Origin of the sequence: Barnesiella sp. B2-R-119 (assembly GCF_023656675.1) — a bacterium.
Lineage (GTDB): Bacteria > Bacteroidota > Bacteroidia > Bacteroidales > Barnesiellaceae > Barnesiella > Barnesiella intestinihominis.
Genome location: NZ_JAMOKL010000002.1, coordinates 440,832 through 465,325, shown reverse-complemented (window position 1 = coordinate 465,325; position 24,494 = coordinate 440,832). Strand labels below are relative to the sequence as shown.

25 protein-coding genes and 1 tRNA gene are annotated in these 24,494 nt (G+C 40.6%); 10 read left to right on the top strand and 16 right to left on the bottom strand.

Going from position 1 to position 24,494, the window contains the following annotated elements; genetic code table 11:
* Positions 1–92 precede the first annotated feature (92 nt).
* Both NBH06_RS05170 and NBH06_RS05165 read right to left on the bottom strand, forming a co-directional pair.
* On the bottom strand, positions 93–791 hold the full coding sequence (locus tag NBH06_RS05170) for a hypothetical protein (protein ID WP_250793124.1): 699 nt from the start codon (positions 789–791) through the stop codon (positions 93–95).
* Between the two features lie 15 nt (positions 792–806).
* On the bottom strand, positions 807–2,210 hold the full coding sequence (locus NBH06_RS05165) for an endonuclease I family protein (protein ID WP_250793122.1): 1,404 nt from the start codon (positions 2,208–2,210) through the stop codon (positions 807–809).
* 209 nt (positions 2,211–2,419) lie between these two features.
* On the opposite strand from NBH06_RS05165, the gene NBH06_RS05160 reads away from it, so the two are divergent.
* The 7 genes from NBH06_RS05160 to NBH06_RS05130 all read left to right on the top strand — a co-directional run bounded on the left by NBH06_RS05160 (position 2,420) and on the right by NBH06_RS05130 (position 7,612).
* Entirely contained in the window at positions 2,420–2,968 is a 549-nt protein-coding gene (locus NBH06_RS05160; protein ID WP_195241866.1) for a DUF4199 domain-containing protein, read from the top strand.
* Between the two features lie 4 nt (positions 2,969–2,972).
* The gene (locus NBH06_RS05155; RefSeq protein WP_008861641.1) at positions 2,973–3,926 is read left to right on the top strand and encodes a glycosyltransferase family 2 protein; all 954 of its coding nucleotides are present in this window, start codon (positions 2,973–2,975) and stop codon (positions 3,924–3,926) included.
* A 19-nt stretch (positions 3,927–3,945) separates the two neighbouring features.
* Entirely contained in the window at positions 3,946–4,488 is a 543-nt protein-coding gene (locus tag NBH06_RS05150; protein ID WP_250793120.1) for a nitroreductase family protein, read from the top strand.
* Entirely contained in the window at positions 4,473–5,000 is a 528-nt protein-coding gene (locus tag NBH06_RS05145) for a DUF6452 family protein (RefSeq protein ID WP_046415715.1), read from the top strand. The genes NBH06_RS05150 and NBH06_RS05145 overlap by 16 nt, the downstream gene beginning before the upstream one ends.
* Complete coding sequence (locus tag NBH06_RS05140) at positions 4,990–5,772, top strand: DUF6048 family protein (protein ID WP_250793118.1); 783 nt, start codon at positions 4,990–4,992, stop codon at positions 5,770–5,772. The genes NBH06_RS05145 and NBH06_RS05140 overlap by 11 nt, the downstream gene beginning before the upstream one ends.
* A gap of 10 nt (positions 5,773–5,782) precedes the next feature.
* Positions 5,783–7,036 (top strand): mechanosensitive ion channel family protein, encoded by a 1,254-nt coding sequence (locus NBH06_RS05135; protein WP_250793116.1) that lies wholly within the window; start codon positions 5,783–5,785, stop codon positions 7,034–7,036.
* 213 nt (positions 7,037–7,249) lie between these two features.
* Positions 7,250–7,612 (top strand): hypothetical protein, encoded by a 363-nt coding sequence (locus NBH06_RS05130; RefSeq protein ID WP_250793114.1) that lies wholly within the window; start codon positions 7,250–7,252, stop codon positions 7,610–7,612.
* Here NBH06_RS05130 and NBH06_RS05125 read toward each other — a convergent pair whose 3' ends face one another.
* Together NBH06_RS05125 and aspT are read right to left on the bottom strand one after the other, a co-directional pair.
* Positions 7,613–9,289, bottom strand: a complete 1,677-nt coding sequence (locus NBH06_RS05125) for a bifunctional aspartate transaminase/aspartate 4-decarboxylase (protein WP_502800945.1) — start codon at positions 9,287–9,289, stop codon at positions 7,613–7,615.
* Between the two features lie 36 nt (positions 9,290–9,325).
* Positions 9,326–11,026 carry an aspartate-alanine antiporter gene (gene aspT / locus NBH06_RS05120; RefSeq protein ID WP_008861648.1) on the bottom strand — a complete coding sequence of 567 codons (1,701 nt, stop codon included), beginning with the start codon at positions 11,024–11,026 and terminating at the stop codon, positions 9,326–9,328.
* A gap of 400 nt (positions 11,027–11,426) precedes the next feature.
* Here aspT and NBH06_RS05115 point away from each other — a divergent pair, with 400 nt between their 5' ends.
* Positions 11,427–11,837: a secondary thiamine-phosphate synthase enzyme YjbQ gene (locus NBH06_RS05115; protein WP_195491193.1), complete on the top strand. Its 411-nt coding sequence runs from the start codon at positions 11,427–11,429 to the stop codon at positions 11,835–11,837.
* 59 nt (positions 11,838–11,896) lie between these two features.
* On the opposite strand, the gene NBH06_RS05110 is transcribed toward NBH06_RS05115, so the two are convergent.
* From NBH06_RS05110 to lpxD, 5 genes are all read right to left on the bottom strand, one after another.
* Entirely contained in the window at positions 11,897–12,451 is a 555-nt protein-coding gene (locus tag NBH06_RS05110) for an IS1096 element passenger TnpR family protein (protein ID WP_008861650.1), read from the bottom strand.
* A 432-nt stretch (positions 12,452–12,883) separates the two neighbouring features.
* On the bottom strand, positions 12,884–13,573 hold the full coding sequence (locus NBH06_RS05105) for a BT1926 family outer membrane beta-barrel protein (RefSeq protein WP_021892640.1): 690 nt from the start codon (positions 13,571–13,573) through the stop codon (positions 12,884–12,886).
* Positions 13,574–13,934: 361 nt separating this feature from the next.
* Entirely contained in the window at positions 13,935–14,711 is a 777-nt protein-coding gene (gene lpxA / locus NBH06_RS05100; protein ID WP_021892639.1) for an acyl-ACP--UDP-N-acetylglucosamine O-acyltransferase, read from the bottom strand.
* A 17-nt stretch (positions 14,712–14,728) separates the two neighbouring features.
* Positions 14,729–16,111: a bifunctional UDP-3-O-[3-hydroxymyristoyl] N-acetylglucosamine deacetylase/3-hydroxyacyl-ACP dehydratase gene (locus tag NBH06_RS05095; protein WP_250793112.1), complete on the bottom strand. Its 1,383-nt coding sequence runs from the start codon at positions 16,109–16,111 to the stop codon at positions 14,729–14,731.
* A 5-nt stretch (positions 16,112–16,116) separates the two neighbouring features.
* Positions 16,117–17,169: a UDP-3-O-(3-hydroxymyristoyl)glucosamine N-acyltransferase gene (gene lpxD, locus NBH06_RS05090; protein WP_250793110.1), complete on the bottom strand. Its 1,053-nt coding sequence runs from the start codon at positions 17,167–17,169 to the stop codon at positions 16,117–16,119.
* Positions 17,170–17,528: 359 nt separating this feature from the next.
* Between lpxD and spt the strand changes: the two genes are divergently transcribed.
* Positions 17,529–18,716: a serine palmitoyltransferase gene (gene spt / locus NBH06_RS05085; protein ID WP_040296001.1), complete on the top strand. Its 1,188-nt coding sequence runs from the start codon at positions 17,529–17,531 to the stop codon at positions 18,714–18,716.
* A gap of 151 nt (positions 18,717–18,867) precedes the next feature.
* On the opposite strand, the gene NBH06_RS05080 is transcribed toward spt, so the two are convergent.
* The 4 genes from NBH06_RS05080 to rd form a co-directional block, all read right to left on the bottom strand.
* Entirely contained in the window at positions 18,868–19,308 is a 441-nt protein-coding gene (locus NBH06_RS05080) for a PepSY-like domain-containing protein (protein ID WP_155012646.1), read from the bottom strand.
* A gap of 117 nt (positions 19,309–19,425) precedes the next feature.
* Positions 19,426–20,697 carry a sensor histidine kinase gene (locus NBH06_RS05075; protein ID WP_250793108.1) on the bottom strand — a complete coding sequence of 424 codons (1,272 nt, stop codon included), beginning with the start codon at positions 20,695–20,697 and terminating at the stop codon, positions 19,426–19,428.
* Between the two features lie 12 nt (positions 20,698–20,709).
* On the bottom strand, positions 20,710–21,393 hold the full coding sequence (locus NBH06_RS05070) for a response regulator transcription factor (protein WP_021892635.1): 684 nt from the start codon (positions 21,391–21,393) through the stop codon (positions 20,710–20,712).
* Between the two features lie 168 nt (positions 21,394–21,561).
* Complete coding sequence (gene rd / locus NBH06_RS05065) at positions 21,562–21,726, bottom strand: rubredoxin (protein WP_008861661.1); 165 nt, start codon at positions 21,724–21,726, stop codon at positions 21,562–21,564.
* Between the two features lie 36 nt (positions 21,727–21,762).
* On the opposite strand from rd, the gene NBH06_RS13695 reads away from it, so the two are divergent.
* Positions 21,763–21,984: a glycogen debranching N-terminal domain-containing protein gene (locus NBH06_RS13695; RefSeq protein ID WP_502800947.1), complete on the top strand. Its 222-nt coding sequence runs from the start codon at positions 21,763–21,765 to the stop codon at positions 21,982–21,984.
* Between the two features lie 56 nt (positions 21,985–22,040).
* On the opposite strand, the gene NBH06_RS05060 is transcribed toward NBH06_RS13695, so the two are convergent.
* The 3 genes from NBH06_RS05060 to NBH06_RS05050 all read right to left on the bottom strand — a co-directional run bounded on the left by NBH06_RS05060 (position 22,041) and on the right by NBH06_RS05050 (position 24,418).
* Positions 22,041–22,113 (bottom strand) — tRNA-Glu (locus NBH06_RS05060).
* A gap of 116 nt (positions 22,114–22,229) precedes the next feature.
* Entirely contained in the window at positions 22,230–23,591 is a 1,362-nt protein-coding gene (locus tag NBH06_RS05055; protein WP_046412960.1) for a TrpB-like pyridoxal phosphate-dependent enzyme, read from the bottom strand.
* A 248-nt stretch (positions 23,592–23,839) separates the two neighbouring features.
* Positions 23,840–24,418, bottom strand: a complete 579-nt coding sequence (locus NBH06_RS05050; protein ID WP_008861712.1) for a superoxide dismutase — start codon at positions 24,416–24,418, stop codon at positions 23,840–23,842.
* Positions 24,419–24,494 lie beyond the last annotated feature (76 nt).

The window sequence follows — 24,494 nt, the reverse complement described above, 5'->3', positions numbered from 1 at the left end:
CAGTTTGTATTTTGCATCCCATGTAATTAAAAACGGGATAAATTTTCAAATTTTATCCCGTTTTTAATGTGCGTGCTTGGCTATGAAAATTTTTAGAAAATTTCTGTAACAATACGAATGTCGCTTCGGTCGGTAAATTGTAAAGTGAACCAGATCTTCCCGGCATCGTTTACTTTTTCTATGGAAACCGTGCAAGTCTCGTATTGTATGGGTGTATTGTCATTGTCACGGGTAGCCATGATTCCGTTGTTCAAAATCCCTTTTTGGGAAAAATCGCCTTGTGCAGAAAATCGTAAAAGTTTCCCTGTTTCGACATAAGTAAATCCATAGGAGCGTGTCGATTTGCCGGTCGGAGAGCCAGTTATATCCATGCCGGGCTCGCAGCTCACTTGGAGTCCTGCCGTTTCTTCCGTTTTGACGGTCGAGCCGGATATCCATGATTCTATTCGGGGCGTGGAGTCGATAGTAAAACCCATTTGATAAGAGTTTGCCGAAATGGTAAACGAGTAGTTGTGGCTTTCTCCTGAGTCGAGGATAACGGTTAGAGTCGCTTTCCCTTCTTTAATAGCTGTCACTGTGAGTATTTTTCCCGACAATTCATAAGAAATTGCGGAGTTATTGGTCATTATGGTATAACTTGTCGAGTTGGGTAGCTTGATAGATACCGACTCGTCTACCCGTAAAATAAAGTCGGTTGGTTGACTCTCGTTCTTATCGTCTTTACAGGCCGAAAAGAAAAGGAGGGCTGTTGCGATTGTTAGGATATAACGGATATATTTAGCTGCATTCATGATTGATAGTAATTTTTATTCTATGATTTGTACACGCATTTTCCCTGTTCCGTAAATAGTCGTGAATTGTATTGTGTGAAGCCCTGCGGACAATTCGGAAGGAGTGAGATGTGTGGCCGGTTTTCCGTCCACAGTCCATTGTGTATCCAAGTTCATGTTTAGCATCAGGCGCACTGGTTCGTCGCTTTTCTTGTAGGTCGATTTTATGTCGATGATTCTCAAATAGGAGGCATCGGACAAGAGTACAGTTCCAGAAATGGTTATGTCTACGGGGGCAGATAATTCGTCGCTCGATAATCGGAGTGTCACATTACGAGTCCCGATCGACCGGGGAGAAAAGGTTATGGCGAGGTTGATTCCGGTCGTGTTTAATTCATGAACCGGCAGATTGGACATTCCCAAAGAAAAATCTCCCGAATCGTTATTCAATAGTTTTGCTGTAATATCTGTTGTCAGATTTTTCCCTTTGATGTATATCTCTTTATCTTTCGATGTTTCGGTTCCGATGTATCCGAATTCGATTTTGTCGTTCGATATGCTGATACTTGGGGCGGAGGTGGATTGTCCCGAAAAACTGAATTCATAATTTGTCGAGTCGCCCCAGATATACTCTACCATATTGGGATAGTCTATGAAAGGATTTCTGTTTCCTTGAAAACTGTATACGGCGTTGTTGCGGTCTATTTCTTTTTGACTGACAGGGTCTTGTCGATGCCATTTCAGTAATAGGGACTGTCCATAGGTATTCAGTGTGGGGTAACTGTTTTGAGCGAACATGGATAGGGCAGAAGACTTCCATGAATAGTCTTGATAGCAGGTTACGAAGTATAAATACATGCGGGCGAAATCGCCTTTGTATTCGTCTGCGGGTTCAAACAGGTTGGTTGCTCTACCGTTGGCTTGTCCGGTTCCCACTTTGGTGACTCCATTGTCGAACGAAGGAGAATCGACCACACCCAATGGATAATTGCTTTTGGCCATGTTGGCATCGGCATCGGAAGGTGTCAGGTGGTGTAAATCGTAGGAACCGTCGTATTTAAATCGGGTGAGAGCGTTGGTTTCGTTGTAATTGGCGGCATCTCCCCACCAACTTTTGGGTACGCTGTGCTCGATGTTCATGCCTTTCGTTGCTCCGCTCGAAAAACTATAAGAATTGTTGGAATACATATCCCATACTTTTCCGTTGGGGCGGACATCGCTTTTTTTAAAGACCGTCCATGTACATGCTATTCTGTTGTAATCGCGAGACCCATAGGGAAGCCGGGTATGGTTTTTCAGAAGATTATGTAGCTCTGTTTTTAGTTCAGCGCCGTTTTTCCCTTCCAGAGAGTTGGGATAATAGTCTCGGGGCATATCGGCCAGCAAAGAGAAAATAGAACCGCATATAGCGGTGAAAATCATTACATATCGTTTATTCATGCTGCTTTAATAAAAAGGGGTTCAAAGGTAATCAGAAACAATGGAACAGCCAAGTCTTTTATTTGTTTTAGGTTTTCTTATTGTTTGGCACTCTTTCTTTTCGATATATATTGTCGATATTATCTCTATTTTTGGCTTTTTCCCACATAAATATTGCTGCAAAAGTGATACCTTTGTAGCCTATATGTACATTGGAAAACGATATTTTAATGGAGAAGAATAATACACAAAAGGGAATCGTTCAATTCGCTATGGAAGCGGGAGCCTATATGGGGCTCTATTTCGTGGTGAAATTTATATTTGCTGTGTTGAGTTTGAATTATCCTTTTTGTAATGTCGTTTCTACTATAATGTTGCTATTTGTCCCGTTGGTAGTTTTCTTCATGATGCGTAAGTTCAGTAATCAAAATGAAGGAGGCAGCTACTTCTCTCAATTGTGGATGATGGGTATTTTGCTTTTCTTTTTTGCCTCGCTTATCAGTGGTTTGGCACAGTATATTTATTATGTTTATATCAATCCAGAATATATAAAATCTCAGCTTTCGGCTGCTGTAACTTTGTTGGAATCATTAAATATGACAAGTGACCCTTCATTGTTGGAGGCTGTAAAAACCGGTTTGGAACAGGGGAATATTCCGTCTCCTATGGCAGTCGTTATTCAGCAAATGTGGGTGAATGTATTTTTCGGTTCTTTATTGTCGGCAGTAATGGCATGGCTCGTTTCTGTTTGGTTTAAGTCAAGTAAAACAAAGAAATAGGAATATGGATATTTCGGTAATAGTCCCTTTATATAATGAGGCGGAGTCACTTCCTGAATTGACTGCGTGGATCGAGCGGGTAATGGAGGAAAACAAGTTCTCGTATGAAATTTGGTTTATTAACGATGGGAGTACCGATGACTCTTGGCAAGTGATTGAGTCGTTGCGAGAAAAAAATTCTCGTGTTAAGGGTGTGAAATTCCGGCGGAACTATGGCAAATCTCCGGCGCTTTATACCGGATTTCAAAGAGCCGAAGGCGATGTCGTTATTACTATGGATGCCGATTTGCAAGACAGCCCCGATGAAATCCCCGAATTGTATCGTATGATTGCGGTCGAGGGGTATGACCTCGTTTCGGGCTGGAAGAAAAAGCGTTACGATCCGTTATCCAAGACTATCCCCACTAAATTGTTCAATGCGACAGCTCGTAAAGTGTCTGGCATAAAAAATCTGCACGATTTTAATTGCGGGCTGAAAGCGTATAAAAAAGAGGTGATAAAAAATATAGAGGTTTATGGCGATATGCATCGTTATATTCCTTACTTGGCTAAGAATGCCGGATATAATAAGATTGGGGAGAAGGCTGTCCATCATCAGGCTCGCAAATACGGTAAGACAAAATTCGGATTGGATCGTTTTGTAAACGGGTATCTCGATTTAATTACGCTATGGTTTTTTTCGCGTTTCGGGGTAAAACCTATGCATTTTTTCGGGCTGTTGGGTAGTTTGATGTTCTTTTTAGGACTTATTTCTGTCATTGTTGTGGGGGCGAATAAGTTATATTGTTTATATAATGGTTTACCATATCGGCTGGTAACCGATTCTCCTTATTTCTATTTGGCGTTGACAGCTATGATTTTGGGTACTCAATTGTTTCTTGCCGGTTTTTTGGGGGAACTTATTTCTCGAAATTCGAGTGAAAGAAATAATTATCAGATAGAAACCGAATTTAAGTAATTAACGTAATCTTGAATTTATGAACGGTTTGAAAGAAAACGAATGTCCCGATTTGCTTACACTGGCGAAGGCTAGGGGTTCAGTGCGATCTTTTAAGTCTTCGAAGGTCGAGCGGGCTAAACTCGAATATATTTTGGAGGTGGCGAGACTGGCTCCGTCGGCTGTGAATTTTCAACCGTGGGCTTTTGTCGTGGTTCGTGACCCGGAAAAGCTAAAAGCTTTGTACGATTGTTATCCACGTGAATGGTTCGCATCGGCTCCGATGTGTATAGTTGTTTGCGGAGACCATAGTACGTCGTGGAAGCGTTTGTCCGATAATAAGGATTTTTGTGATGTCGATATAGCGATAGCAACCGAACATTTAGTTTTGGCTGCTGCCGAACAAGGGTTAGGTTCTTGTTGGGTTTGTAATTTTGACGTGCAGCGATGTAAAAAGATTTTGAATTTGCCCGATTTATGGGAACCTATGGTTCTTTTGCCGTTGGGCTATCCTGCCGAGGGTGTGGAGACGGAGAGAAAGAGGAAACCATTTAATGATGTGGTGAGATGGGAAGACTTTTGAGTTTTATCGAAGGAGTTCTATTTTTATGTGCGTGTTGCTTAGTTTTAAGTAACTGTGGCAGTAACGGTTGTGTGGATAATCGTAGTAGTATTCCTTTGGCTCAATTTTATTCTTATGATGCACAAGAGACGGCTTTGTCTGTCGATTCCATTTCAATTTTCGGTATAGGACAGCCAACCGATTCTATGTTACTCGATTCGGCGGTTGCCGTAACACAAGTTTATCTTCCGTTGCGGTTTACACAAGACTCGACGCAATATGTCATTCATTACGAACAGCAAGGTCTTTCGTCTCCTCGTTATAACGATACGCTCACATTTGTTTATCGGTCGTATCCCTATTTCGTGTCGATCGATTGCGGGGCGATGTATAATTTTGTTATCGATACGTGTCGGTATACACGTAATATACTTGACTCTGTTTCTGTGACAGTCCCGGAGATCACGAATAAAAATGTGGAGAGTATACGGATTTTTTATACAGTTCAAACCCAGACCCCAGATGAGGAGTAAAATTTTCATATTGTTTTTAGGGGTAATCTTTGCGTCGGTTGCGCAACGACGGGTCACACCTGTCGATCCAACAGCGAAAAGAGAAATTGTACCGGTGCAAACGGATAGTGTCGTTGCGGAGCCGGAAGAGCCAGAAATAAAGGGGTATCTTTATCCCTTGCTTAATGGTCTCTCCGTAAATGTCAACATTCTTGACGGGATCGCAAATCTATTCGGACAAAGTTATGGCAATTATGAAATAGCGGCAGAATTGGATTTGCATAATCGTTTTTTCCCAGTATGGGAAATCGGGATCGGACATGCCGATAATACTCCCGAGGGATTGAACTTTACATACAGGAATAAAGCTTCTCTTTATAACCGTGTAGGAATGAACTACAATTTCGGATATAATAAAACGGCAATGAGTTTTTTCTATATCGGTATTCGGTATGGCTTTTCTTTTTTTACGTATGATATAGATAATATTTTAGTAGAGTCACCTTATTGGGGAGAATCTGAAAAACTACAAATTACCGGACAGAAATCATGGGCCCACTGGGGTGAGCTGTTGGGAGGGCTTCGGGTGCAAGTGTATAAAAATTTTTATATGGGGTGGACTGTTCGTTATCGATTGATGTTCAGCCATAAAAAGAATACTTATTCTCAACCGTGGTATATACCGGGATTTGGAACGGATAGTTCCCCGTTTGGATTTACTTATACGGTAGGTTATCGATTTTCTTTCGGGAAAAAAGAAAAGAAAATAGAGTCTCAACCAGTTGCAGAATGACGATATGGGTATGTTGGAATCAATAGAGAAGATATTGCACGATGTTGCCAATCTATTTTCTGCCAATACGGAAGCAGGGCATAATGTGGTTTATGTAATCTTGATCGTTTTGATAGCCATTTTGTGCGATGCGCTTTGTAAGTTGCTAATAAATAGATTGCTACTTCCAATCATTCGCCGTACAAAATTTGAATGGGACGATCATTTATATGACAAGAAGGTGGTGTCGAGGCTGGCTGCGTTGGCTCCAGCTTTTATTCTATATGCCTTTTTGCCTTCGGCGTTTGATATAGAGAGTAGTTGGTATATACTTATCGATCGTATATGCAAGGTTTATATCATAGCTCTTATTCTTCGATTCTTGAATGGTGTGCTGAATGCATTTCTCGATATTTTTAATGAAAAGGAAAGTTTACGCCATTATCCCATAAAGGGCGGTGTGCAGACCATACAGGTTATCTTATTTTCAATTAGTTTTATCAGTATAATAGGAACAATTATAGATCAATCTCCTGCTCGTTTGTTTGCCGGATTGGGTGCATCTGCAGCTATTCTCATGTTGATTTTTAGGGATACGATATTGGGGTTTGTAGCCGGAATACAGCTTTCGGCAAATAATATGTTACATAAAGGAGATTGGATAACGGCTCCGGCATATAATGCTAACGGTATCGTACAAGATGTGACTCTCAATACAGTAAAAGTTTTGAATTTTGATAATACGACGACCACTATTCCGCCATACGCTTTGGTGACAGGCTCTTTTACCAATTGGCGAAGTATGTTTGAAGGAGGGGGGCGTCGTATCTCCCGGCAGATACTTTTGGATATAAATAGTATTTCTTTTCTCCGTGAAGAGGATTTACTTCGATTTAAGGATCATTTTTTGATCGGTGAGTTCGTTGTTCAGCGGTTACACTCTATTCAACAGGCTTGTAACTCTGGAAATTCTTTTTTTGCAGAGGAACTTAGGGTTACGAATAGTATGTTGTTCAGAGTTTATTTGGAAAACTATATACGTCAAATGGGAAAATCCAATCCCGATATGCTTTATATGGTACGTTATCTGCCTATGGCGGAGCGAGGACTTCCGGTAGAACTTTACTTGTTCTCTGCGGAGAAAACATGGAAGATGTATGAGGCCGTTGTAGCAGATTTGATCGACCATACCATAGCCGTGACAGCCGAGTTTGGGTTGCGTTTGTATCAATCACCGGGAAGTTATGATATACAATGCCTTCGGGAAAGAGTAAATCAAATATAGGAAAAATGAGAAATTCTAGACGATATGTTTTTATAATTACTTGTAATGTAGAAAGTTATTTTTATTTACAGTTTATAGGTTAATATTTATGAACGATTGTTTGTGCATATTAATTCATAGAAAAAAATTAAATGATAATTAGGGTGTATTCTTATTCCTGCTTATATTTATTCCGTAGATTAAAAGAGCTTTGGTAGATATTTTTATAGTGCTATGATTTCTAAATATATAATAAGGGCTTTGTATAAGAAATATTCAAAACCTCCGCGAAATTTTTCCGAGTTGAATATCGATGAATTTGTATCTATTTGCGGCGATTCATACGGTATTACCGTCGACGATGTGTCTATGACATTCGGCCAGATGAGTGAAGATAATCCGTTTCGTACCATTTTGTTGCGTAATATATACGGTATGGAGAAATTCGAATATCACATGGCGTTGGTTTCTTCATCATACATTCTGTTTTTTAGTCGAGAAAGTTGTGATGTAACTGTTCATTTTAAGCCGGAATCAACCTCCTGGCTGAAACGTTTTTGCTGGTGGGTTAAATTCCGGCTTTTGCATCTAAATTAATTAGTAAATAACGGGTTCTTTTTTGGTCGTTTCATTTTTCCATTTCTGGGCATATTCTTCCAATGTATGTCCGATAATTGTCCCGATTTTTCGGTAATTCATTTCATCGAGATTTGCTAACGATACTCGTATAGACCATCGAGGTCCATCGAATCCATCACCGTTCAGAACGACTACACCGGCTTCTTTGGCTAATCTAATGACAAAGTCGAGTGGTTCGTAATTTTTTTCGAGATACTCGGCAAAATCTTTTCCATATAATTGGGTTGCCCATACCATAATATCGATTTCGGAATAGTATCCGGCCCGCAAGCTATCGGGAAGTAATTTGAATCCGGTCTTTTCCCACATGGCCGTCAGTCTATTGGTTATCATCTTCTGCAATTTGTTTTTGTATCTGTCTTGCATATCGCAAAGAGAGAAGAGAGCGAAGAGTGACATTTGTATTTGTTGAGGTGTGGATAATCCTGCCGTGTGGTTAAGTGCTACCAACCTGCTGTCGGCGACCAATCGATCGATAAATAAAATCTTGTCGGGATTGAGGTTGATACTATCGTATCTGTCGTGTAGTTCTTTTCGTTGTTTTTCGGGAAGAAGCGCTATTTGAGCATCGAATACGTTGTGTCGGGCAATAGCGATAGTCGCTAATCTCCAACCGGTGGCCCCGAAATATTTTGAGAAAGAATATACACAAGCCGTGTTATAGGGTAGTTCATACATAAGAGAACGGAAATGGGGCACGAATGTACCATATACATCGTCGGTTATAATCATGAGGTTGGGATTGTTTTCCCGTACGATTTTTATTATTCTCTTGTGGGTCGCTTCATCTAAACTGTATGAGGGAGGATTGCTCGGGTTGACCAAACAGAGCAGTTTTATAGAAGGGTCTTTTAGCTTATCTAATTCATTCTCGGGATATTGCCAAGTATGATAGCCTTCTTTTGTCAGTTGTGAGGCTTGTATATTGACTACGTCGAAATTAAATTCTTTTAGTTGGGGAATTTCGATATAAGGCGTAAAGATAGGAGTCATGAGAGCTATGCGGTCACCTTGTAATAACAGTTTATTTGCTTTCAGCGAATTGAAAAGATAGCACATAGCAGCGGTTCCACCTTCTGTCGCGAAAAGATCGTAGTGGTCGGGAGATGTTTGTCGGTCGCACATTTCTTGTATTAAATATTTTTCAACGATCAATTCGGTGTATTTGAGTATACGGTCCGGGTCGGGATATTGGTCGCCTATGATGCCATCGACCCATTCATGAATCAAGTCATCGGCATTTATGCCTTCTTTCGTGAGAAACTGAACACTTTCGTTCAACAAATGTGCAGCCGGTGTTTTTTCGTGATGTTTGAGAAAATTTTCAAACCGTTTGGCTATTTCTTCTTTTTGAGGCATTCCGGCGATACCTTCTTCGGGAAGTTCAAATGTGAGTTTTGCTTCTTCGACAGCAAAAGTACCTAAGAGGAAAAAGGCCTCCCTCGCGACTGTGTTTATCCAATTAGGATTTCCCCGACCTGCATTTAAGAATTGGCAGACGGCTTTCTGGTCGCACTCTTTGGCATAGGAAATTAGATCGTTTTTTATTTCGAAGGGACTCATCTGTTCCAGTCCTTGTTCGAATCTTTTGCCGTAATCGGCCATGGCACGAGGCAGTTTTTCTTGACTTTTCATAATTGTTACGAGTATTTGTTTATATATGTCTTTTGTTTATGCAGAGAGAAGGACTAAGACGACGCCTCCTAAAATGAGCAGAGTATTACCAATAGCATAAGTTACCGTGTATCCCATAGCCGGTAACGTGCTTCCAAGACTTTCTTGGATAGCTCCCAACGCCGCAGTTGTGGTACGGGCTCCCGCGCAGCAGCCTAAATTTATAGCTGGTCGGAATTTGAATACTTTCGCACCGATAAGCAATCCTAATAATAACGGTATTGTAGTGGCTAAAACTCCGGCAATGAATAGCATGAAACCTGCTTCACGGATTCCGGACAGGAACGTGGGGCCTGCGGTTATTCCTATAACAGCGATGAACATATTCAAACCTAAGTTATTGAATATCCAAACTGCTGGTTCGGGAACTCGTCCGAAGGTCGGGTGTTTGGTTCGTAACCAACCGAAGAATAACCCAGAGAGTAGAGCTCCGCCACTTGTACTCAAACTGATAGGAACACCACCTAAATGAATGGTTAGAGCTCCAATGATACCGCCGATGAGGATACCGAGACCTACGAATATCATATCGGTTTTATTGGTAGGCCGGTCGACATATCCTAAGGTGGGGGCTGTTTCGCTTATTTCTCGTTTTAGCCCTACGATTTCCAGTGTGTCGCCTTTATACAATACAGTTTTCGGATAGACCGGTATTTCTACGCCCGAACGCTTTATCTGTTTGATAATGATTCCGTGCATACAGGGTAACGAACGGAGATGACGAACTGTTTTTTTATGAAGTTCTTTGTTGGTAAGTAGTACGAAAATATCTTCCACGGGGAAATCCAATAGTTCTGGATCGAAAATTTCTGGCCCTATCCAGCTTTCGTCTTCTATGATGGTTTCCCGTCTTCCGCTTAAAACCACTTCATCACCTTGTTTAAGAACTGTTTTTGGGGTTATGTCGAGGACTTCTCCATCGATTCGGACACGTTCGACGAAGACTCTTCTTCCCATCTCCTTAATATGTTTTTCTATTTCTTTTACCGTTTGTGGAGTTTTGAACCAGTCCGATTCTATTTTGTAGGCCCTGAATACAACCGGCCGGTTGGCATTCATGAGTGCCGGATCGTTTTCTTCGTTGTCTTGTTTCAGTTCTTTTTCAAGTGCCCGGGTATCGTTTTTTACTTTTTCGAGTCCACCGAGTAACCGAGGACCGAGTGTACCTAAGATGTAAGCCGAGCCTATGGTTCCGAAAATGTAAGTGACGGCATAGCAAACCGGTATGATATTCAACCATTCTTGTTGTTTTTCTGCTGAAATTCCAAGAGTACCGATGGTGTCTGTTCCAACTCCGATGGCTGCCGATATGGTTTGTGCTCCGGCAAACAGACCTATGGTCATACCTGCATTATAACCCATGATTTTGGCAATTAAGTAGGTAGAGCCTATACAGACAATGCCAAATATACAAGCGAATATAACTTGATGGATTCCGTCGCTGCGTAAGGATTGGAAAAATTGAGGACCTACGCTATATCCGATAGCAAATAGGAATAGCAGGAAAAATACCGATTTGAGTGGACCGGGAATATCGATGTTCATTTGTCCTACCAATACACCTACTAATAAAACCGAAGTGACGGTTCCCAAAGAGAAGTTTTTGTATTTGAGACTTCCTATCCAAAAACCGATACCCAGAGTGAGAAAAATCGCCATCTCGGGATAGCTGCGGAAAAAATGAATGATTATATCCATATAGTTTTAAAATTAAATTAGGCTTTGTTATGTGGGGTATTTTTATTTATATGGATATAACAAGTTTCGGTGTGGATTGTTTTATTGTCGGAATATGATTATATGGTTCAGTAGAAAATCTGTGAGGGAGTCCTAAATTTCAACGATGAATTTTTTGTCTATAACCACGTTTCAGTCACTTCGATGAGAAGTCGGGAATGCTGTCATAGGATTTTGTAGAGTTTAATCTATTCGTCATAAGTGTTTAAGCCCTCCGTCCTACGGATACTTCCCCTTATTTTGTTTGACAACAAAACACAGAGGCGGAGATTTAAAATATATCTTCGATAGTGGCTTATAAATTCCCTGCTGATTTTCCACTGAGTCGATTATATTTGTAGAATAATTAAATTATGAAGCGATGGTTAAGATAATGGAGATAAGATTACCGCATTACGGGAGAGGGTATCATTTGATAACCCAAGAGCTTTTGTCTCGTCTCCCTCAGTTGCCGGAAAACGGCTTGCTGAACCTTTTTATCAAGCATACTTCGGCTGCATTGACAATCAATGAGAATGCCGATCCAGACGTTCGTTTGGACTTTGCAGCCTTCTTCGACCGAATCGTGCCTGATGGGGCTTCTTATTTTAAACATATATACGAAGGAGACGACGATATGTCGGCACATATCAAAGCATCTTTATTGGGAGCTTCTGTGACTATTCCGATAAGAGGCCGAGCCCTTGATTTGGGTACGTGGCAGGGTATTTATTTGTGTGAGTTCCGTAACGGCGGAGGTGCTCGTCGTGTCACCGTTACGATTGTAGAATAAAAAACGAGGAGAATACGGTATTCGTATTCTTCTCGTTTTTATTGAATTGTCGTTTTTTGTTACATATTGTTGTATTCGTCGTCCATATTCAGATCGGCAAATCCTTCTTCGTCGAGTTCCGAGGGATCGAAGGTTTCATCTCCGTAAAAGGTTTCATCGAAGTCGGAAGAATTATTCGCGACATTCTTTTTTTCTAGTTCTTCGAAATCCATCGTTTGTTGGGGAGGATTGCCTTCCTTACGTGTGCAGACCGGGGTCTCTAAATCTTTTCCCGGTTCGATCTCTTTCAATTCCATAAAAAACATGCGGTCGGTCATGTAATCGAATACAAAAACTAATCGTTGGCCTTCGTCTTCGATGAGGTCGCTTAGTTTTGTAGACGCCATGATCCACGTATCTTCGTCAGAATCTTTCCCCATGTCCATCAGGGTAATTTCTGTTTTTTTCTCCCAATCGTCGTCACAAATGAAGAATGAGGTCATTTGATCCTTAGAAAAGCCGACAGAATCGAGTATGGCATCGTGCAGTTCGAGAAAAGAAGCATCGGAATCGATGCATATTTCCCGTTTGAAATTGTCGACTTCGTCTGAAACAATTCTGAATTTATATATCATAATTTTTTTGTAATTAGGTTCTTTTTTTCGGTATGTAAAAGTACTAAAAATCTTTCTCCTGCCAAATAAAGGCTATAAAATTTCATGATTATAATCGATATTCAGGGAATAACTTGCGGATAAGCATAAAAGGTCGTTGTTATTTGAGGTTTGCATTTAGTACTCAAAAAAAGGACGAGGCATATCTTTCTGATATGCCTCGTGTATGATGGGAAATTAGAGGGGTGTCTTTTTATATTTCTAACCCCTCTCCTCAGAAACTATCGTTTCTTCGGTGTCTCCCCTATACCATTTCGCAGCACCCCGTAATGCTACGGGACACGGCAGAGGAGAAGGGGGGATACATCTCACCCACCTCCTCTGTGTTTTGTTGTCAAACAAAATATAGAGGAGGTGGCACGTAGTAACGGAGGGGTTAACTCATTTCGTATATTAGAAATTCCAGCCGACGCGTAACGACGGAGTCGCATGGAATCCGAATCTGCTTTGTAAATTAGAAGTAGTACCGTCTGTTTCGGTGGTCGTCGACCCTGAGACAGTTGTGGTAGTTCCTCTTTTGTAGTTCATAGAGTCGTAACCCAATCCGAGTTCGAATCCTAAATACAGGCCTTTGCACAGATAAACATCTACACCGGTAAATACATTTACGCCAAATCCCAGACCGGGACGTTTGGTCTCTGTTTTATCGTCGTTTTCGGTGTTGTCGGTTTTTGTTTTAGCGGTAGAAGTCAATAGGCCAATTTCACCGCCAACATATGGAGAGATTCTTTCGTATTTGGTGAAGTGATACTCAAAACCGGGCATAATCGAAAATGTAGTGATAGATTCTTTGCTGTTTCTTTCGTACTCTTTTTGGTCTGTCGGGCTTTCGTAATAGGTGACATCTTTATCGGTAGATGTGTTTAATCCCAGTTTCAAGCGAACAGCCATTTTTTCGTTTAAATGCAAACGAACTTTGGCGCCGTAGTCGGGTAATGAAAATTGTCCGTCAGTAGTAGCTCCGCCGGGCGAGTAGTTCAATTCTGTCGAGAAACTCATGTTTTCAGGTTTGTACTTGTTTTGTGCGTTTACACTAGTCAGTACTACGGCTGCCATAGCTGCCACTAAGAAAATTTTTTTCATAACATTGCTTGTTTTGTTTTTCCTACTCTTTTGATGGTTTTCGGAAATTCCATTAATAATATAATTGCAAATATATTTAATAGATTCTAATTCTAAAATATTTTATTTAAAATAATGCAATAAAATTATATATTATAGTATGTATGAGTTTGGGGACTTTTTTAACAAATCGCAAACATAACTTACATTATAATATAAGTAACGGGCTTATACAACAGACTACATCGTATGAATTGAGTATGGTTGTTCCCGAAACCGGAGGATTGGGATTGAGGTTGAGCTTTTAACATGGAGAAAATAAGAAAGAGCCGGTACATCACGTATCGGCCCTTTCACCTCTGATATAAATTGGTAGATATTATTATAGATATCCTTTAATGATACCCCGTTTTGAATTGCGGACGAACAATACGATTTCGTCCCGTTCTTTGGTTGCGGGCAGTTCTGCCTCGATACGTTCTATCGCGTCGCTATTATTCATGTCGGATAGATATAAGTAACGATAGATTTCTTGGATATTGCAAATGGTTTCGTTGCTGAAATTGCGCCGACGGAGCCCGATGGAGTTTATTCCGGCGTAGGATATGGGATTGCGGCCGGCTTTGATGTAGGGCGGTATATCTTTGTTGATGAGAGAACCTCCTTGTACCATCACATGTGCGCCGATGTGGCTGAACTGATGAATGAGGCTCCCGCCGCCAATCACAGCGTAGTTGTCGATAATTACTTCTCCGGCCACTTGCGTAGCGTTGGATATAATGACGTTATCTCCGACAACGCAGTCGTGAGCGATGTGTGAGTAAGCCATAATCAAACAGTTGCTTCCCACTATGGTTTTTCCTTTGGCTGCGGTTCCCCGGTTTACGGTGACACATTCGCGCAGTGTCGTATTGTCGCCTATTTCCACGGTCGTGTCTTCTCCTTGAAATTTCAAGTCCTGAGGAATCGCCGAGATGACCGCTCCCGGGAATATTTTGCAGTTTTTGCCAATACGCGCACCTTCCAGAATAGTAACGTTGGAACCTATTTGTGTTCCTTCGCCGATGATTACATTTTTGTCTATGGTTACGAATGGTTCGATTACTACGTTATTCGCAATCTTTGCGTCGGGATGAACGTATGCTAACGGTTGTTTCATTTATTTGCTTTTTAGATTTATTTATTCTTGATAATCTGTGCCATGAATTCGGCCTCAGTGACAATGCGCTCGCCGACAAAAGCATATCCTTTCATATAGGCGCATCTCCGACGCACTTCGGTCATCAGTGATAAGTGGAATATGACGGTATCTCCCGGTACGACTTTCTGGCGGAATTTGACATTGTCTATTTTCATGAAATAGGTCGAATAGCGTTCCGGTTCGTCGACGGTGCTTAATACCAGCAAACCTCCGGTTTGAGCCATAGCTTCGACCAAAAGAACACCCGGCATAACGGGTTCGGCAGGGAAATGCCCTTGAAAGAAAGGTTCGTTACCCGAAACGTTCTTTACACCCACGATGTGGCGTGTCCCCATTTCGATAATTTTATCGACCAATAGGAAGGGATAGCGGTGGGGGAGCAACTGACGGATACGATTGACGTCCATAAGCGGCTCTTTATTGGGATTGTAGGCGGGACATTGAATGTCTTGGCGACGGACTTCTTTGCGAATGAGCCGAGCGAATTGATTGTTGATTTTATGCCCGGGTCGAGTGGCGATGATACGACCTTTTATGGGTTTACCAACCAGTGCTATATCCCCTAAAATGTCGAGGAGTTTATGACGGGCCGGTTCGTTCTCGAATTCGAGCGGTTTGTTGTTGATGTACCCCAATTCATCGACGTGTTTGTGAGGAACGTTTAAAAGGTCGGCAAGCCTGTCGAGTTCGGTTTGTGAGGTTTTTTGATCGTAGATAACGATTGCATTGTCTAAATCTCCTCCTTTGATGAGATTATTTTTTACCAGCGGTTCTACTTCTCGTACGAAAACGAATGTGCGAGCCCCGGCAATTTCTTTTTTGAAATCGTGCAGATCGTCGAGACTGGCGAATTGATTGTTCAAGATAGGAGAGTCGAATGAGATGAGCGTGTTGATACTAAACTCATCGTCTGGTAATACTACGATTGAAGAACCGGTTTCTTCGTCGTGGATTTCGATTTTTGATTTGATAAGATAATATTCCCGTTCGGCATTTTGTTCTTCGAGTCCACAGCGCTCTATTTCTTCGGCGTAAACAGCGGCACTGCCATCGAGAATGGGCATTTCGGGTGCATTTACCTGAATGAGACAGTTGTCTATTTCTGCTGCATACAAAGCAGCCATCGCATGCTCGATCGTGCTTATTCTTACATCTCCGTCGGCTATGACCGTTCCTCTGCTTGTTTCTACTACGTTTTCGGCTAATGCCTCGATGACCGGTTGTCCTTCAAGGTCGACGCGTTGTATTTTGTATCCGTGATTTTCGGGGGCCGGTAGGAACGTGGCCGTAATATTCAATCCGGTATGTAATCCTTTACCGCTGACCGAAAAGCTGTTTTTTAGAGTCTTTTGTTTCATCGATATTATAGTTTATTATTTTTCAATTGTTCTTTTAATGCTTCTATCTCCCTTTCGAGAGCTTTCACCGTACGGGTAAGTTCGGGAAGCCGTTTTACATAAACGACTTGTCTGGCAAATTCTTTGGAAGGAACAGCAGGGTATCCCATGATTACGGCGTCGTTCTCAACATGATTGGGTATACCCGATTGGGCTCCGACTTGAATTCGGTCTCCCAGTTTGATATGCCCGGCGACTCCTACTTGACCGCCTATCATAGCGTGGCTGCCGACTTTTGCCGAACCGGCAATTCCCGCTTGGGCCGCAATAACCGTGTGTTCTCCTACTTCGACGTTATGTGCGATTTGTATCAGGTTGTCGAGTTTCACACCTTTTTTGATAATCGTAGAACCCATTGTAGCTCGGTCTATTGTTGTATTGGCTCCGACCTCGACGTTGTCTTCGAGTACGACGTTTCCTATTTGAGCGATCTTCGCATATTCCCCGTTGGCTTGGGGAGCGAATCCGAATCCATCGGCTCCGATAACGGTTCCCGCATGCAGAATACAATTGTTGCCAATGACACAGCTGTGATAGATTTTTACTCCTGCAAAAATGGTAACGTTATCGCCGATAACTACATCATTCCCGATATAGGTTTGAGGATAGATTTTTACGTTTTTACCTATTTTTACTCGCTCTCCGATATAGGCGAACGCTCCTAAATAGATATCGTCGGGGAGTGTGACCGACGAGGAGACATAGTTGGGTTGTTCAATACCACGTTTGGCGATAGTCGCTTCATTTACCAAATTGAGAAGCATCGCTAAACAGGCATATGGGTCATCGACTTTGATGAGAGTGGCTTCGATAGGATGCTCCGGCTCAAAGTCTTTATGTACCAGAACTATGCTGGCGTGAGTTTGGTATATATAGTGCGTGTATTTGGGATTGGCAAGGAAAGAGAGAGTACCGGGTGTTCCTTCTTCAATTTTAGACAGGTTATTGACTTCTACCGAGGGATTTCCAACCAACTCTCCATGCAGGAATTCTGCTATTTGTCGTGCTGAGAATTTCATATTGTTCTCTGTCTTTTGAGTTTACAATCGGCAAATTTCGCAATTTTTTTCAAATTCTTGGTAATAAGAAGTAGATTTTATTACAAAACGGTTACTCATTGTGATTCCATTTTATTTTATAAATCTGATTTTTAATGGTATAAAAATTTTCTGTTTGTGAAGCTAAGATTTATTCTTAAAAAAGAAGGTGATAAAAAGTTTGCATCTGTAAGAAAAATTCGTTTCGATAGATACTTTTTTAAGTGAAAAATGATTTCCTTTCGGATATTTATGTTATCTTTGCAACCTGCATTTTCAAGGTATATCGTGCCTAGAAATAGTGCAGATAGTTTATAACAAATATACATTCAGCATAAACTATGAAATTGATGCAAGAAAAACTGTCGAAGTATGATGCTCCGCAGAAGGCCAAAGCCCTTGGTGTTTATCCCTATTTTCGTAAAATAGAAAGCGATCAGGACACCGAGGTCTTAATCAACGGCAAAAAAGTTTTAATGTTCGGTTCGAACAGTTATTTAGGTCTTACCAATCACCCAAAAATTAAAGAGGCTGCTATTGCCGCTATCCGTAAATATGGTACGGGTTGTGCCGGTTCCCGATTCTTGAATGGAACATTGGACATTCATGAGGAGTTGGAACATCGGTTGGCTAAGTTCGTAGGGAAAGAAGAAGCCATTATTTATTCAACTGGATTTCAAGTCAATTTGGGGGTAGTCTCTTGTGTCACTGGACGCGGAGACTATATTTTATGGGACGAACTCGATCATGCTTCGATAATCGAAGGTCGTCGTTTGTCTTTCTCTACTCCGGTGAAATATCGCCATAACGATATGCAATCGTTGGAGGACCAGTTGCGTAATTGCAATCCTGATAAGGTGAAATTGATAGTGACCGATGGCGTGTTTTCTATGGAAGGCGATGTAGCCAATCTTCCTGAAATCGTACGTCTGGCTAAGCAGTATAATGCAGCCGTGATGGTCGATGAAGCACATGGTATAGGTGTTTTCGGACGAGACGGACGTGGAACATGCGACCATTTTGGTGTGACCGATGATGTGGATCTCATTATGGGTACGTTCAGTAAATCATTCGCTTCGTTGGGCGGTTTTATCGCTACGGATAAGGTAACGGCAAATTATTTACGTCATAACTCTCGTTCCTATATTTTCAGTGCAAGTATTACACCGGCTTCGACTGCGGCGGTGGGTGCTGCTTTGGATATTATGGAGAGTGAACCGGAACGTATAGCCAACTTGTGGGACGTGACGAATTATGCTTTGGAAGGATTCAGACGTATAGGTTGTGAGATAGGGAATACATGTACGCCTATTATTCCGTTGTTTATTCGTGATAATGAGAAAACATTCCGGGTAACTCGCGATTTGTTTGATGAGGGTATTTTTGTTAATCCGGTTGTTTCTCCGGCTGTTGCGCCTAAGGATACGTTGATAAGATTTTCTCTGATGGCTACGCATACACGAGCACAAGTAGATGTGGCTCTTGAAAAAATCGAAAAGTGTTTCAAGCACTTGGATATTATCAAATAAGTATATAAGTATAGTTTGTTTTTAATACCGTTGGAGAGGAAGTCTCCAACGGTATTTTTTTAGGCAGTAGAGTTTTATTTGAGTTATTTAAAAAACTTACCCACCTTATTGAAATAAGGTGGGTAAGTTAAAATCGGTTGAGACTAACGTATTAGTCATCTATGTCGATTAGGTTGAAATTTAAATCGAATGTAAGTTCTAATCGATTCGTAAGTTTCACTTCATAATCTCTTTTGTCCCTATCGATTTGTACAATTTGTGTATCTGGATAGTTTTGGGATACATAGCTTGCAATTTGTACAGGAATGATAGCTGTTGGCACTGTCGAATATTTACATTCAACTTCTTTCCATTCACCGTCTTTTAAAAATTCGACTTTGGAACCATTGGTGAAAACAACTTCATAACGGGTTTCCAGAAAATCCCGTTCGAGTTTTGCCAAAGCGACTTTCTCTTTCGGGAAATGTGTCTTGATGAACAGCTGTGCTTTTTGAGGTAATTGGGTAACAGCAATGGGTTTGTCGTTATCGGCGCAAGCCGTAGAAATACCAAGAGCCATTAGAATTGTTGTAAGAATCATTAGCTTTTTCATAACATTCAAAAATTATTAGTTAGACATTGTTTTAATTTGATGATACAAAGATTAGGAGCAATTTTGAAATGAATTTGAAATTCTGGGATATTATTTGAAAAAAATCGTTTTTTTAGTTTATGGCCAAGTAATGGAGAAATAGTGCTTCGACTCTTTGAACTGATATTCTATATGCAGATTGTAATATCGACAAACCGCTTTTACCAGAGCCAAGCCTAATCCGGTAGAACCTTCTTTTTTGCTTCCCTGATAAAATCTTTCGAATATGTGTTCGGTGTCCAGAGGCGTTGTTCCATCATTGGCAATTGTCAGGGTACGATTGATAAGAGTGATTTCGATATTACTGTTTTGTGTTGTATGTACATATGCATTTTTAAGTAAATTGGTAATTAATGTAGAGGCCAAAGACTCATTCATTAAAACAATGAATGTTTCAGGAATGTTTATTGTATAGGAAATATTTCGTGATGAGTATATTTCGTTGTATAGAGAGATTTGTTCTTTAATTATAAAAGCTAAATCTATATTTGTGCTCTCGGGGAATTGTCCGTTTTCAATTTTTGTAAGTAGTAGTAACGTTTTATTGAGTCGAACTATATGCCCTAATGTTCTTTGCATCTTGAATAGTTCTTCTATTTGTGTTTCATTGAGCTCTGTATTATCGAGCAGCCATTCGAGACGATTTCCTAAAATGGCTAAGGGAGTTTGTAGTTCATGAGAGGCATTCCCTATAAATTGTTTTTGTTGCTCGAAAAGTTCTTCCGAACGATTTGCCGCTTCTTGTGCTGCTACATTGAGCTTGTGAAATTCAGAAATATTCGTGTCGTTGGGTACTGGTGTATTGTGTCTGCCCGGAGTGTAATTGTCGAGCCAGTGTAACAGTGCATACAAGGGACGCATGCTGCGGTGGAAAATCCATATTGTCGATCCTATTATCGTTATGAGAAGTACGAAGTAGAGGAGTATGATCCAAAATAAAATAGTCCTGACCAAATCGTCTTTTTCGAAAGTCGGTATGGCGACTTTCAGTTCATAGTAATTATCATCATTATCTAAGAAAATGGTGGAGAGGATGCGTGCTGGTTCTGTCTCTTCTTTTTCTGGAATGTAGACTTCGGCATCGTAATATTCGATATGGGGTTTTGATGAAGCATAGGCTTCGTCAATGGGTGTTATGGAATAACTATTATTAGATCCACTATTTAAGGAGGGCAATTCTCTGCCGGCAAGCATGCGTATAATTATCAATTCGGAATAATCTTCCAGCGTATCATCGGCCTCGTCGTTGATTTCTTCTACCATCATAAAATAGAAGAGAGTCGCCCAAAGTGCCATGAGCGGAATCAAAATTAAAGATAAACGTAAAGCTATACGGTATATGAGTTTCATGAGACGGTGATTTTATTCGATTGGCGGAACGAGTTTGTATCCAAATCCATATATGGCTTTTATTTCTATGTTGGCTCCTGCATCAATAAGTTTGCGACGTAAATTTTTCATTTGAGCATATACAAAATGAAAATTGTCTGCTTGGTCTGCATGGTCTCCCCATACGGCTTCGGCAAGGACAGATTTATCTACTAAGTGATTAGGGCGTTGCATGAAATAGAATAGAATGTCGAATTCTTTTTTTAATAAGGATAATTCTTTGTTATTGACCAACACCCGGGAGCTCTCGGGTTCAAGGGATACATTCCCTAAGATCAATGCCATTTCTCCACCGCTTTTTCCTCGCCGTAGCACACTTTTTATACGGGCTAAGAGTTCGGCTGTATGAAATGGTTTAGGGAGGTAGTCATCGGCTCCCATATCCAATCCGAGAATTTTGTCATCAAGGGAATCACGAGCGGATATGATAATGATGTTTTCTCTTTTTCGTAACTCTTTCAGGTGTTTTAGTAGTTGTAGCCCATTCCCGTCGGGCAACATGATATCGAGTAAAATACAGTCGTAACTATAAGCTGCGATTTTAGCATCTGCTTCGGAATAAGTGCTGGCAGTTTCGACTACATAGCGCTCCTGTACTAGCGCTCGTTGCATAATTTCCCGTAAGGAGGGTTCGTCTTCTATGATAAGTATTTTCATGTATCAAATTTATATATTCAATTTTGTAGAGAATTTAAAATGATAAAAAATTGTATTGGGGAAAAGGAACGTAAAGTAAATAGACTTAATTATTTTACTTCCTTTTTGGAATAAATAAAAAGGAATCTACATTTTATGTAGATTCCCCATATGAGAGCAAGAAGTGGATTATTCTGTTACTTCTTCAAATGCGTCTTTCCCAAGTCCGCAAACTGGACATACCCAATCATCTGGAATATCTTCAAATGGAGTACCCGGAGCTATACCTCCATCAGGATCACCTACTGCTGGGTCATAAACCCATTCACAAGCTGTGCAAATGTACTTTTTCATACAAAATTTTTTTAATAAAACATATTTGGGGTATAAATCAGAAATATACTAATTCTACCGAAAGTAAAAATAGGTATAATTCGTTTAGAAACCAAATTATCCAGAGTTTCTTTTTATAACCATTTCAATTTTCTAACAAAAGAAGAATACTTTTGTTTTGTATCGAGGGGAGGATATTGTTCAAACCAATCCGTGCAAGGTCTATTTTTTATAGATTCGCGATACCTGTCAAATTTCGAAATAGCTATCTTTTGTTGAAAAAGAAAAACCTCAAAAGATTAATACATAATCTTTTGAGGTTTCATTCCTTGTTGTAGCGATTCCGGGAATCGAACCCGAGTCTCAACCGTGAGAGGGTTGCGTGCTAGGCCACTACACTAAACCGCCGTTCGCTTTTTGAAAAGCGATGCAAATATAACCGATTTGTTTTTATTGAACAAACTTTCGGTATGAAATTTTTTCAGTGTCTCGAATAAGATTGTTATTGTTTTGAAGATGAATGACTAAATTATTTTTTCTAACTCCTTGATGTTTTTAGCTATTTCTTCTTCTGGTAAATTGTAGTTCAGAAGGTCTCCTGCTAAATATTGGTCATAGGCAGCCATATCGATGAGCCCGTGGCCGGATAGATTGAAGAGGATGCATTTTTCTTTTCCCTCTTCTTTTGCTCTTAATGCTTCTTGTATAGTGGCGGCTATTGCATGAGAAGATTCCGGGGCAGGGATAATTCCTTCGCATTGAGCGAATAATGTAGCTGCTTTGAATGTATCGAGTTGTTCTATGTCCACGGCTTCCAAGAGGCCATCTTTTTTCAGTTGGCTGACGATCGTTCCTGCTCCGTGGTAACGTAGTCCACCTGCATGTATATTGGCCGGGGAGAAGTTATGTCCCAAAGTGTACATGGGCAGTAGAGGTGTATAGCCCGCTTCATCTCCAAAATCGTATTGAAAAATTCCTTTGGTCAATTTGGGACAGGACGCAGGTTCGGCTGCGATTAACCGAATGTCTTTTCCCTCTTTTAATTTATGGCGTAAAAATGGGAATGAAATTCCCGAGAAGTTGGACCCGCCTCCGAAGCAAGCGATGACAATATCGGGGTATTCGCCGGCCATTTCCATTTGTTTTTCAGCTTCTAGCCCGATTACTGTTTGATGTAAAGATACGTGATTGAGTACACTACCTAAAGTATATTTACAGTTGGGGGTACTCATTGCCAATTCTATCGCTTCAGATATTGCCGTACCTAAACTTCCTTGATAATTGGGGTGATCGGTTAATATTTTACGTCCTGCTTTGGTCGACATACTGGGTGAAGCAATAACTTGTGCGCCGAATGTTTGCATAATAGAACGTCGATAGGGCTTTTGATGGAAGCTCACTTTAACCATGTAGACTGCAAGTTCCAATCCGAATGCTTTTGCGGCTAAAGAGAGTGCAGCCCCCCATTGTCCGGCTCCGGTTTCGGTTGTGATGTTGGTTATACCTTGTTTTTTACAATAGTAGGCTTGTGGTATGGCCGAATTTAATTTGTGAGAACCAACAGGGCTTACACTTTCGTTCTTGAAATAGATGTGTGCAGGAGTATCCAATGCTTTTTCGAGCCCCAAAGCTCTGACAAGAGGAGTAGGACGCCATATTTTGTACATATCGCGTACTTCTTCGGGGATTTCTATCCATGCGTCGGAAGTGTTTAATTCTTGTTTACAGAGTTCTTCTGCAAAAATCGGATAGAGGTCTTCTACGGCTAGGGGAGATTTGGTTGCCGGATTTAATGGACTCATTGGCTTGTTGGGCATGTCTGCAATGACATTATACCATGCTTGTGGTATGTCTTTTTCTGCAAGGATAAATTTTTTTGTAGCCATTTTACTCCTTTGGTTTTTGTGATTTATAAAGTAAAAATAAAGTTTTTACATCTAATTGAAAAGCAAATATATGAATTTTTTATTAAATGTATAGAAAAACTATGATTTTTTTGTCTATATGAATTTATCTTTGAATTTTTAAATGCAAAAAGAGACGCTGCTCACGCAGCATCTCTTTTTTAGAATTCATCACATTATGCTTATTTTAAAGTGCTAGATAGAGTTACGCTCACGCGCGACTATGCGAATTATAGATATCTTGATTCAACAACCGACCAATCGACGATTTTCCAGAGGTTGTGCAATTGCTCTGCTCGTCTGTTGCGATAGTCGATATAGTAGGCGTGTTCCCATACGTCGAACGTTAACAAAGGAGTAAGTCCTTTGGTCAAAGGAGTGCCCGCATTATTTTCTTTACTGATAACCAGATTTCCGTCTTTATCTTTGGATAACCAGACCCAACCAGATCCAAATAGAGTAGTCCCTGCTTGTTCAAATTCTTTTTGGAAGTTTTCGAAATTTCCCCACTTCTTATTTATAGCTTCTGCCAACTTCCCTTGTGGACTTTTTTTTCCATTCGGGGAGAATGTGAAGAAATAAAATATGTGGTTCCATGCTTGGGAGGCATTATTAAATAGAGCTCCGTCGGCTTCTTTGATGATTTCTTCGAGAGGCTTGTCTGCGAAGGGTGTTCCTTCGATAAGTTTATTTAGGTTATCGATATAAGTTTGTTCATGTTTACCGTAATGGTATTCTATCGTTTCCTGACTGATTACAGGGGCTAAATCATTAATACCATAAGGTAATGGAGGCAATTCGTAAATCATAATTATTTATTTTTCTTTGTTACTTATATAACAATCGTCGGACTAAAAAAGTTTCGTATATCTAAGTATTTTTTCT

Coding starts and splice junctions, on each gene's coding strand:
- NBH06_RS05160 (WP_195241866.1), top strand. CDS start 2,420: ATGGAGAAGAATAATACACAAAAGGGAATCGTTCAATTCGCTATGGAA.
- NBH06_RS05070 (WP_021892635.1), bottom strand. CDS start 21,393: ATGAAAATACTTATCATAGAAGACGAACCCTCCTTACGGGAAATTATG.
- NBH06_RS05075 (WP_250793108.1), bottom strand. CDS start 20,697: ATGAAACTCATATACCGTATAGCTTTACGTTTATCTTTAATTTTGATT.
- lpxA (WP_021892639.1), bottom strand. CDS start 14,711: ATGAAACAACCGTTAGCATACGTTCATCCCGACGCAAAGATTGCGAAT.
- NBH06_RS05125 (WP_502800945.1), bottom strand. CDS start 9,289: ATGAAAAGTCAAGAAAAACTGCCTCGTGCCATGGCCGATTACGGCAAA.
- spt (WP_040296001.1), top strand. CDS start 17,529: ATGAAATTGATGCAAGAAAAACTGTCGAAGTATGATGCTCCGCAGAAG.
- NBH06_RS05155 (WP_008861641.1), top strand. CDS start 2,973: ATGGATATTTCGGTAATAGTCCCTTTATATAATGAGGCGGAGTCACTT.
- NBH06_RS05165 (WP_250793122.1), bottom strand. CDS start 2,210: ATGAATAAACGATATGTAATGATTTTCACCGCTATATGCGGTTCTATT.
- NBH06_RS05115 (WP_195491193.1), top strand. CDS start 11,427: ATGGTTAAGATAATGGAGATAAGATTACCGCATTACGGGAGAGGGTAT.
- NBH06_RS05135 (WP_250793116.1), top strand. CDS start 5,783: ATGTTGGAATCAATAGAGAAGATATTGCACGATGTTGCCAATCTATTT.
- NBH06_RS05170 (WP_250793124.1), bottom strand. CDS start 791: ATGAATGCAGCTAAATATATCCGTTATATCCTAACAATCGCAACAGCC.
- NBH06_RS05050 (WP_008861712.1), bottom strand. CDS start 24,418: ATGATTTACGAATTGCCTCCATTACCTTATGGTATTAATGATTTAGCC.
- NBH06_RS05095 (WP_250793112.1), bottom strand. CDS start 16,111: ATGAAACAAAAGACTCTAAAAAACAGCTTTTCGGTCAGCGGTAAAGGA.
- NBH06_RS05105 (WP_021892640.1), bottom strand. CDS start 13,573: ATGAAAAAAATTTTCTTAGTGGCAGCTATGGCAGCCGTAGTACTGACT.
- NBH06_RS05080 (WP_155012646.1), bottom strand. CDS start 19,308: ATGAAAAAGCTAATGATTCTTACAACAATTCTAATGGCTCTTGGTATT.
- NBH06_RS05110 (WP_008861650.1), bottom strand. CDS start 12,451: ATGATATATAAATTCAGAATTGTTTCAGACGAAGTCGACAATTTCAAA.
- NBH06_RS05140 (WP_250793118.1), top strand. CDS start 4,990: ATGAGGAGTAAAATTTTCATATTGTTTTTAGGGGTAATCTTTGCGTCG.
- NBH06_RS05145 (WP_046415715.1), top strand. CDS start 4,473: ATGGGAAGACTTTTGAGTTTTATCGAAGGAGTTCTATTTTTATGTGCG.
- NBH06_RS05055 (WP_046412960.1), bottom strand. CDS start 23,591: ATGGCTACAAAAAAATTTATCCTTGCAGAAAAAGACATACCACAAGCA.
- rd (WP_008861661.1), bottom strand. CDS start 21,726: ATGAAAAAGTACATTTGCACAGCTTGTGAATGGGTTTATGACCCAGCA.
- aspT (WP_008861648.1), bottom strand. CDS start 11,026: ATGGATATAATCATTCATTTTTTCCGCAGCTATCCCGAGATGGCGATT.
- NBH06_RS05130 (WP_250793114.1), top strand. CDS start 7,250: ATGATTTCTAAATATATAATAAGGGCTTTGTATAAGAAATATTCAAAA.
- NBH06_RS05150 (WP_250793120.1), top strand. CDS start 3,946: ATGAACGGTTTGAAAGAAAACGAATGTCCCGATTTGCTTACACTGGCG.
- lpxD (WP_250793110.1), bottom strand. CDS start 17,169: ATGAAATTCTCAGCACGACAAATAGCAGAATTCCTGCATGGAGAGTTG.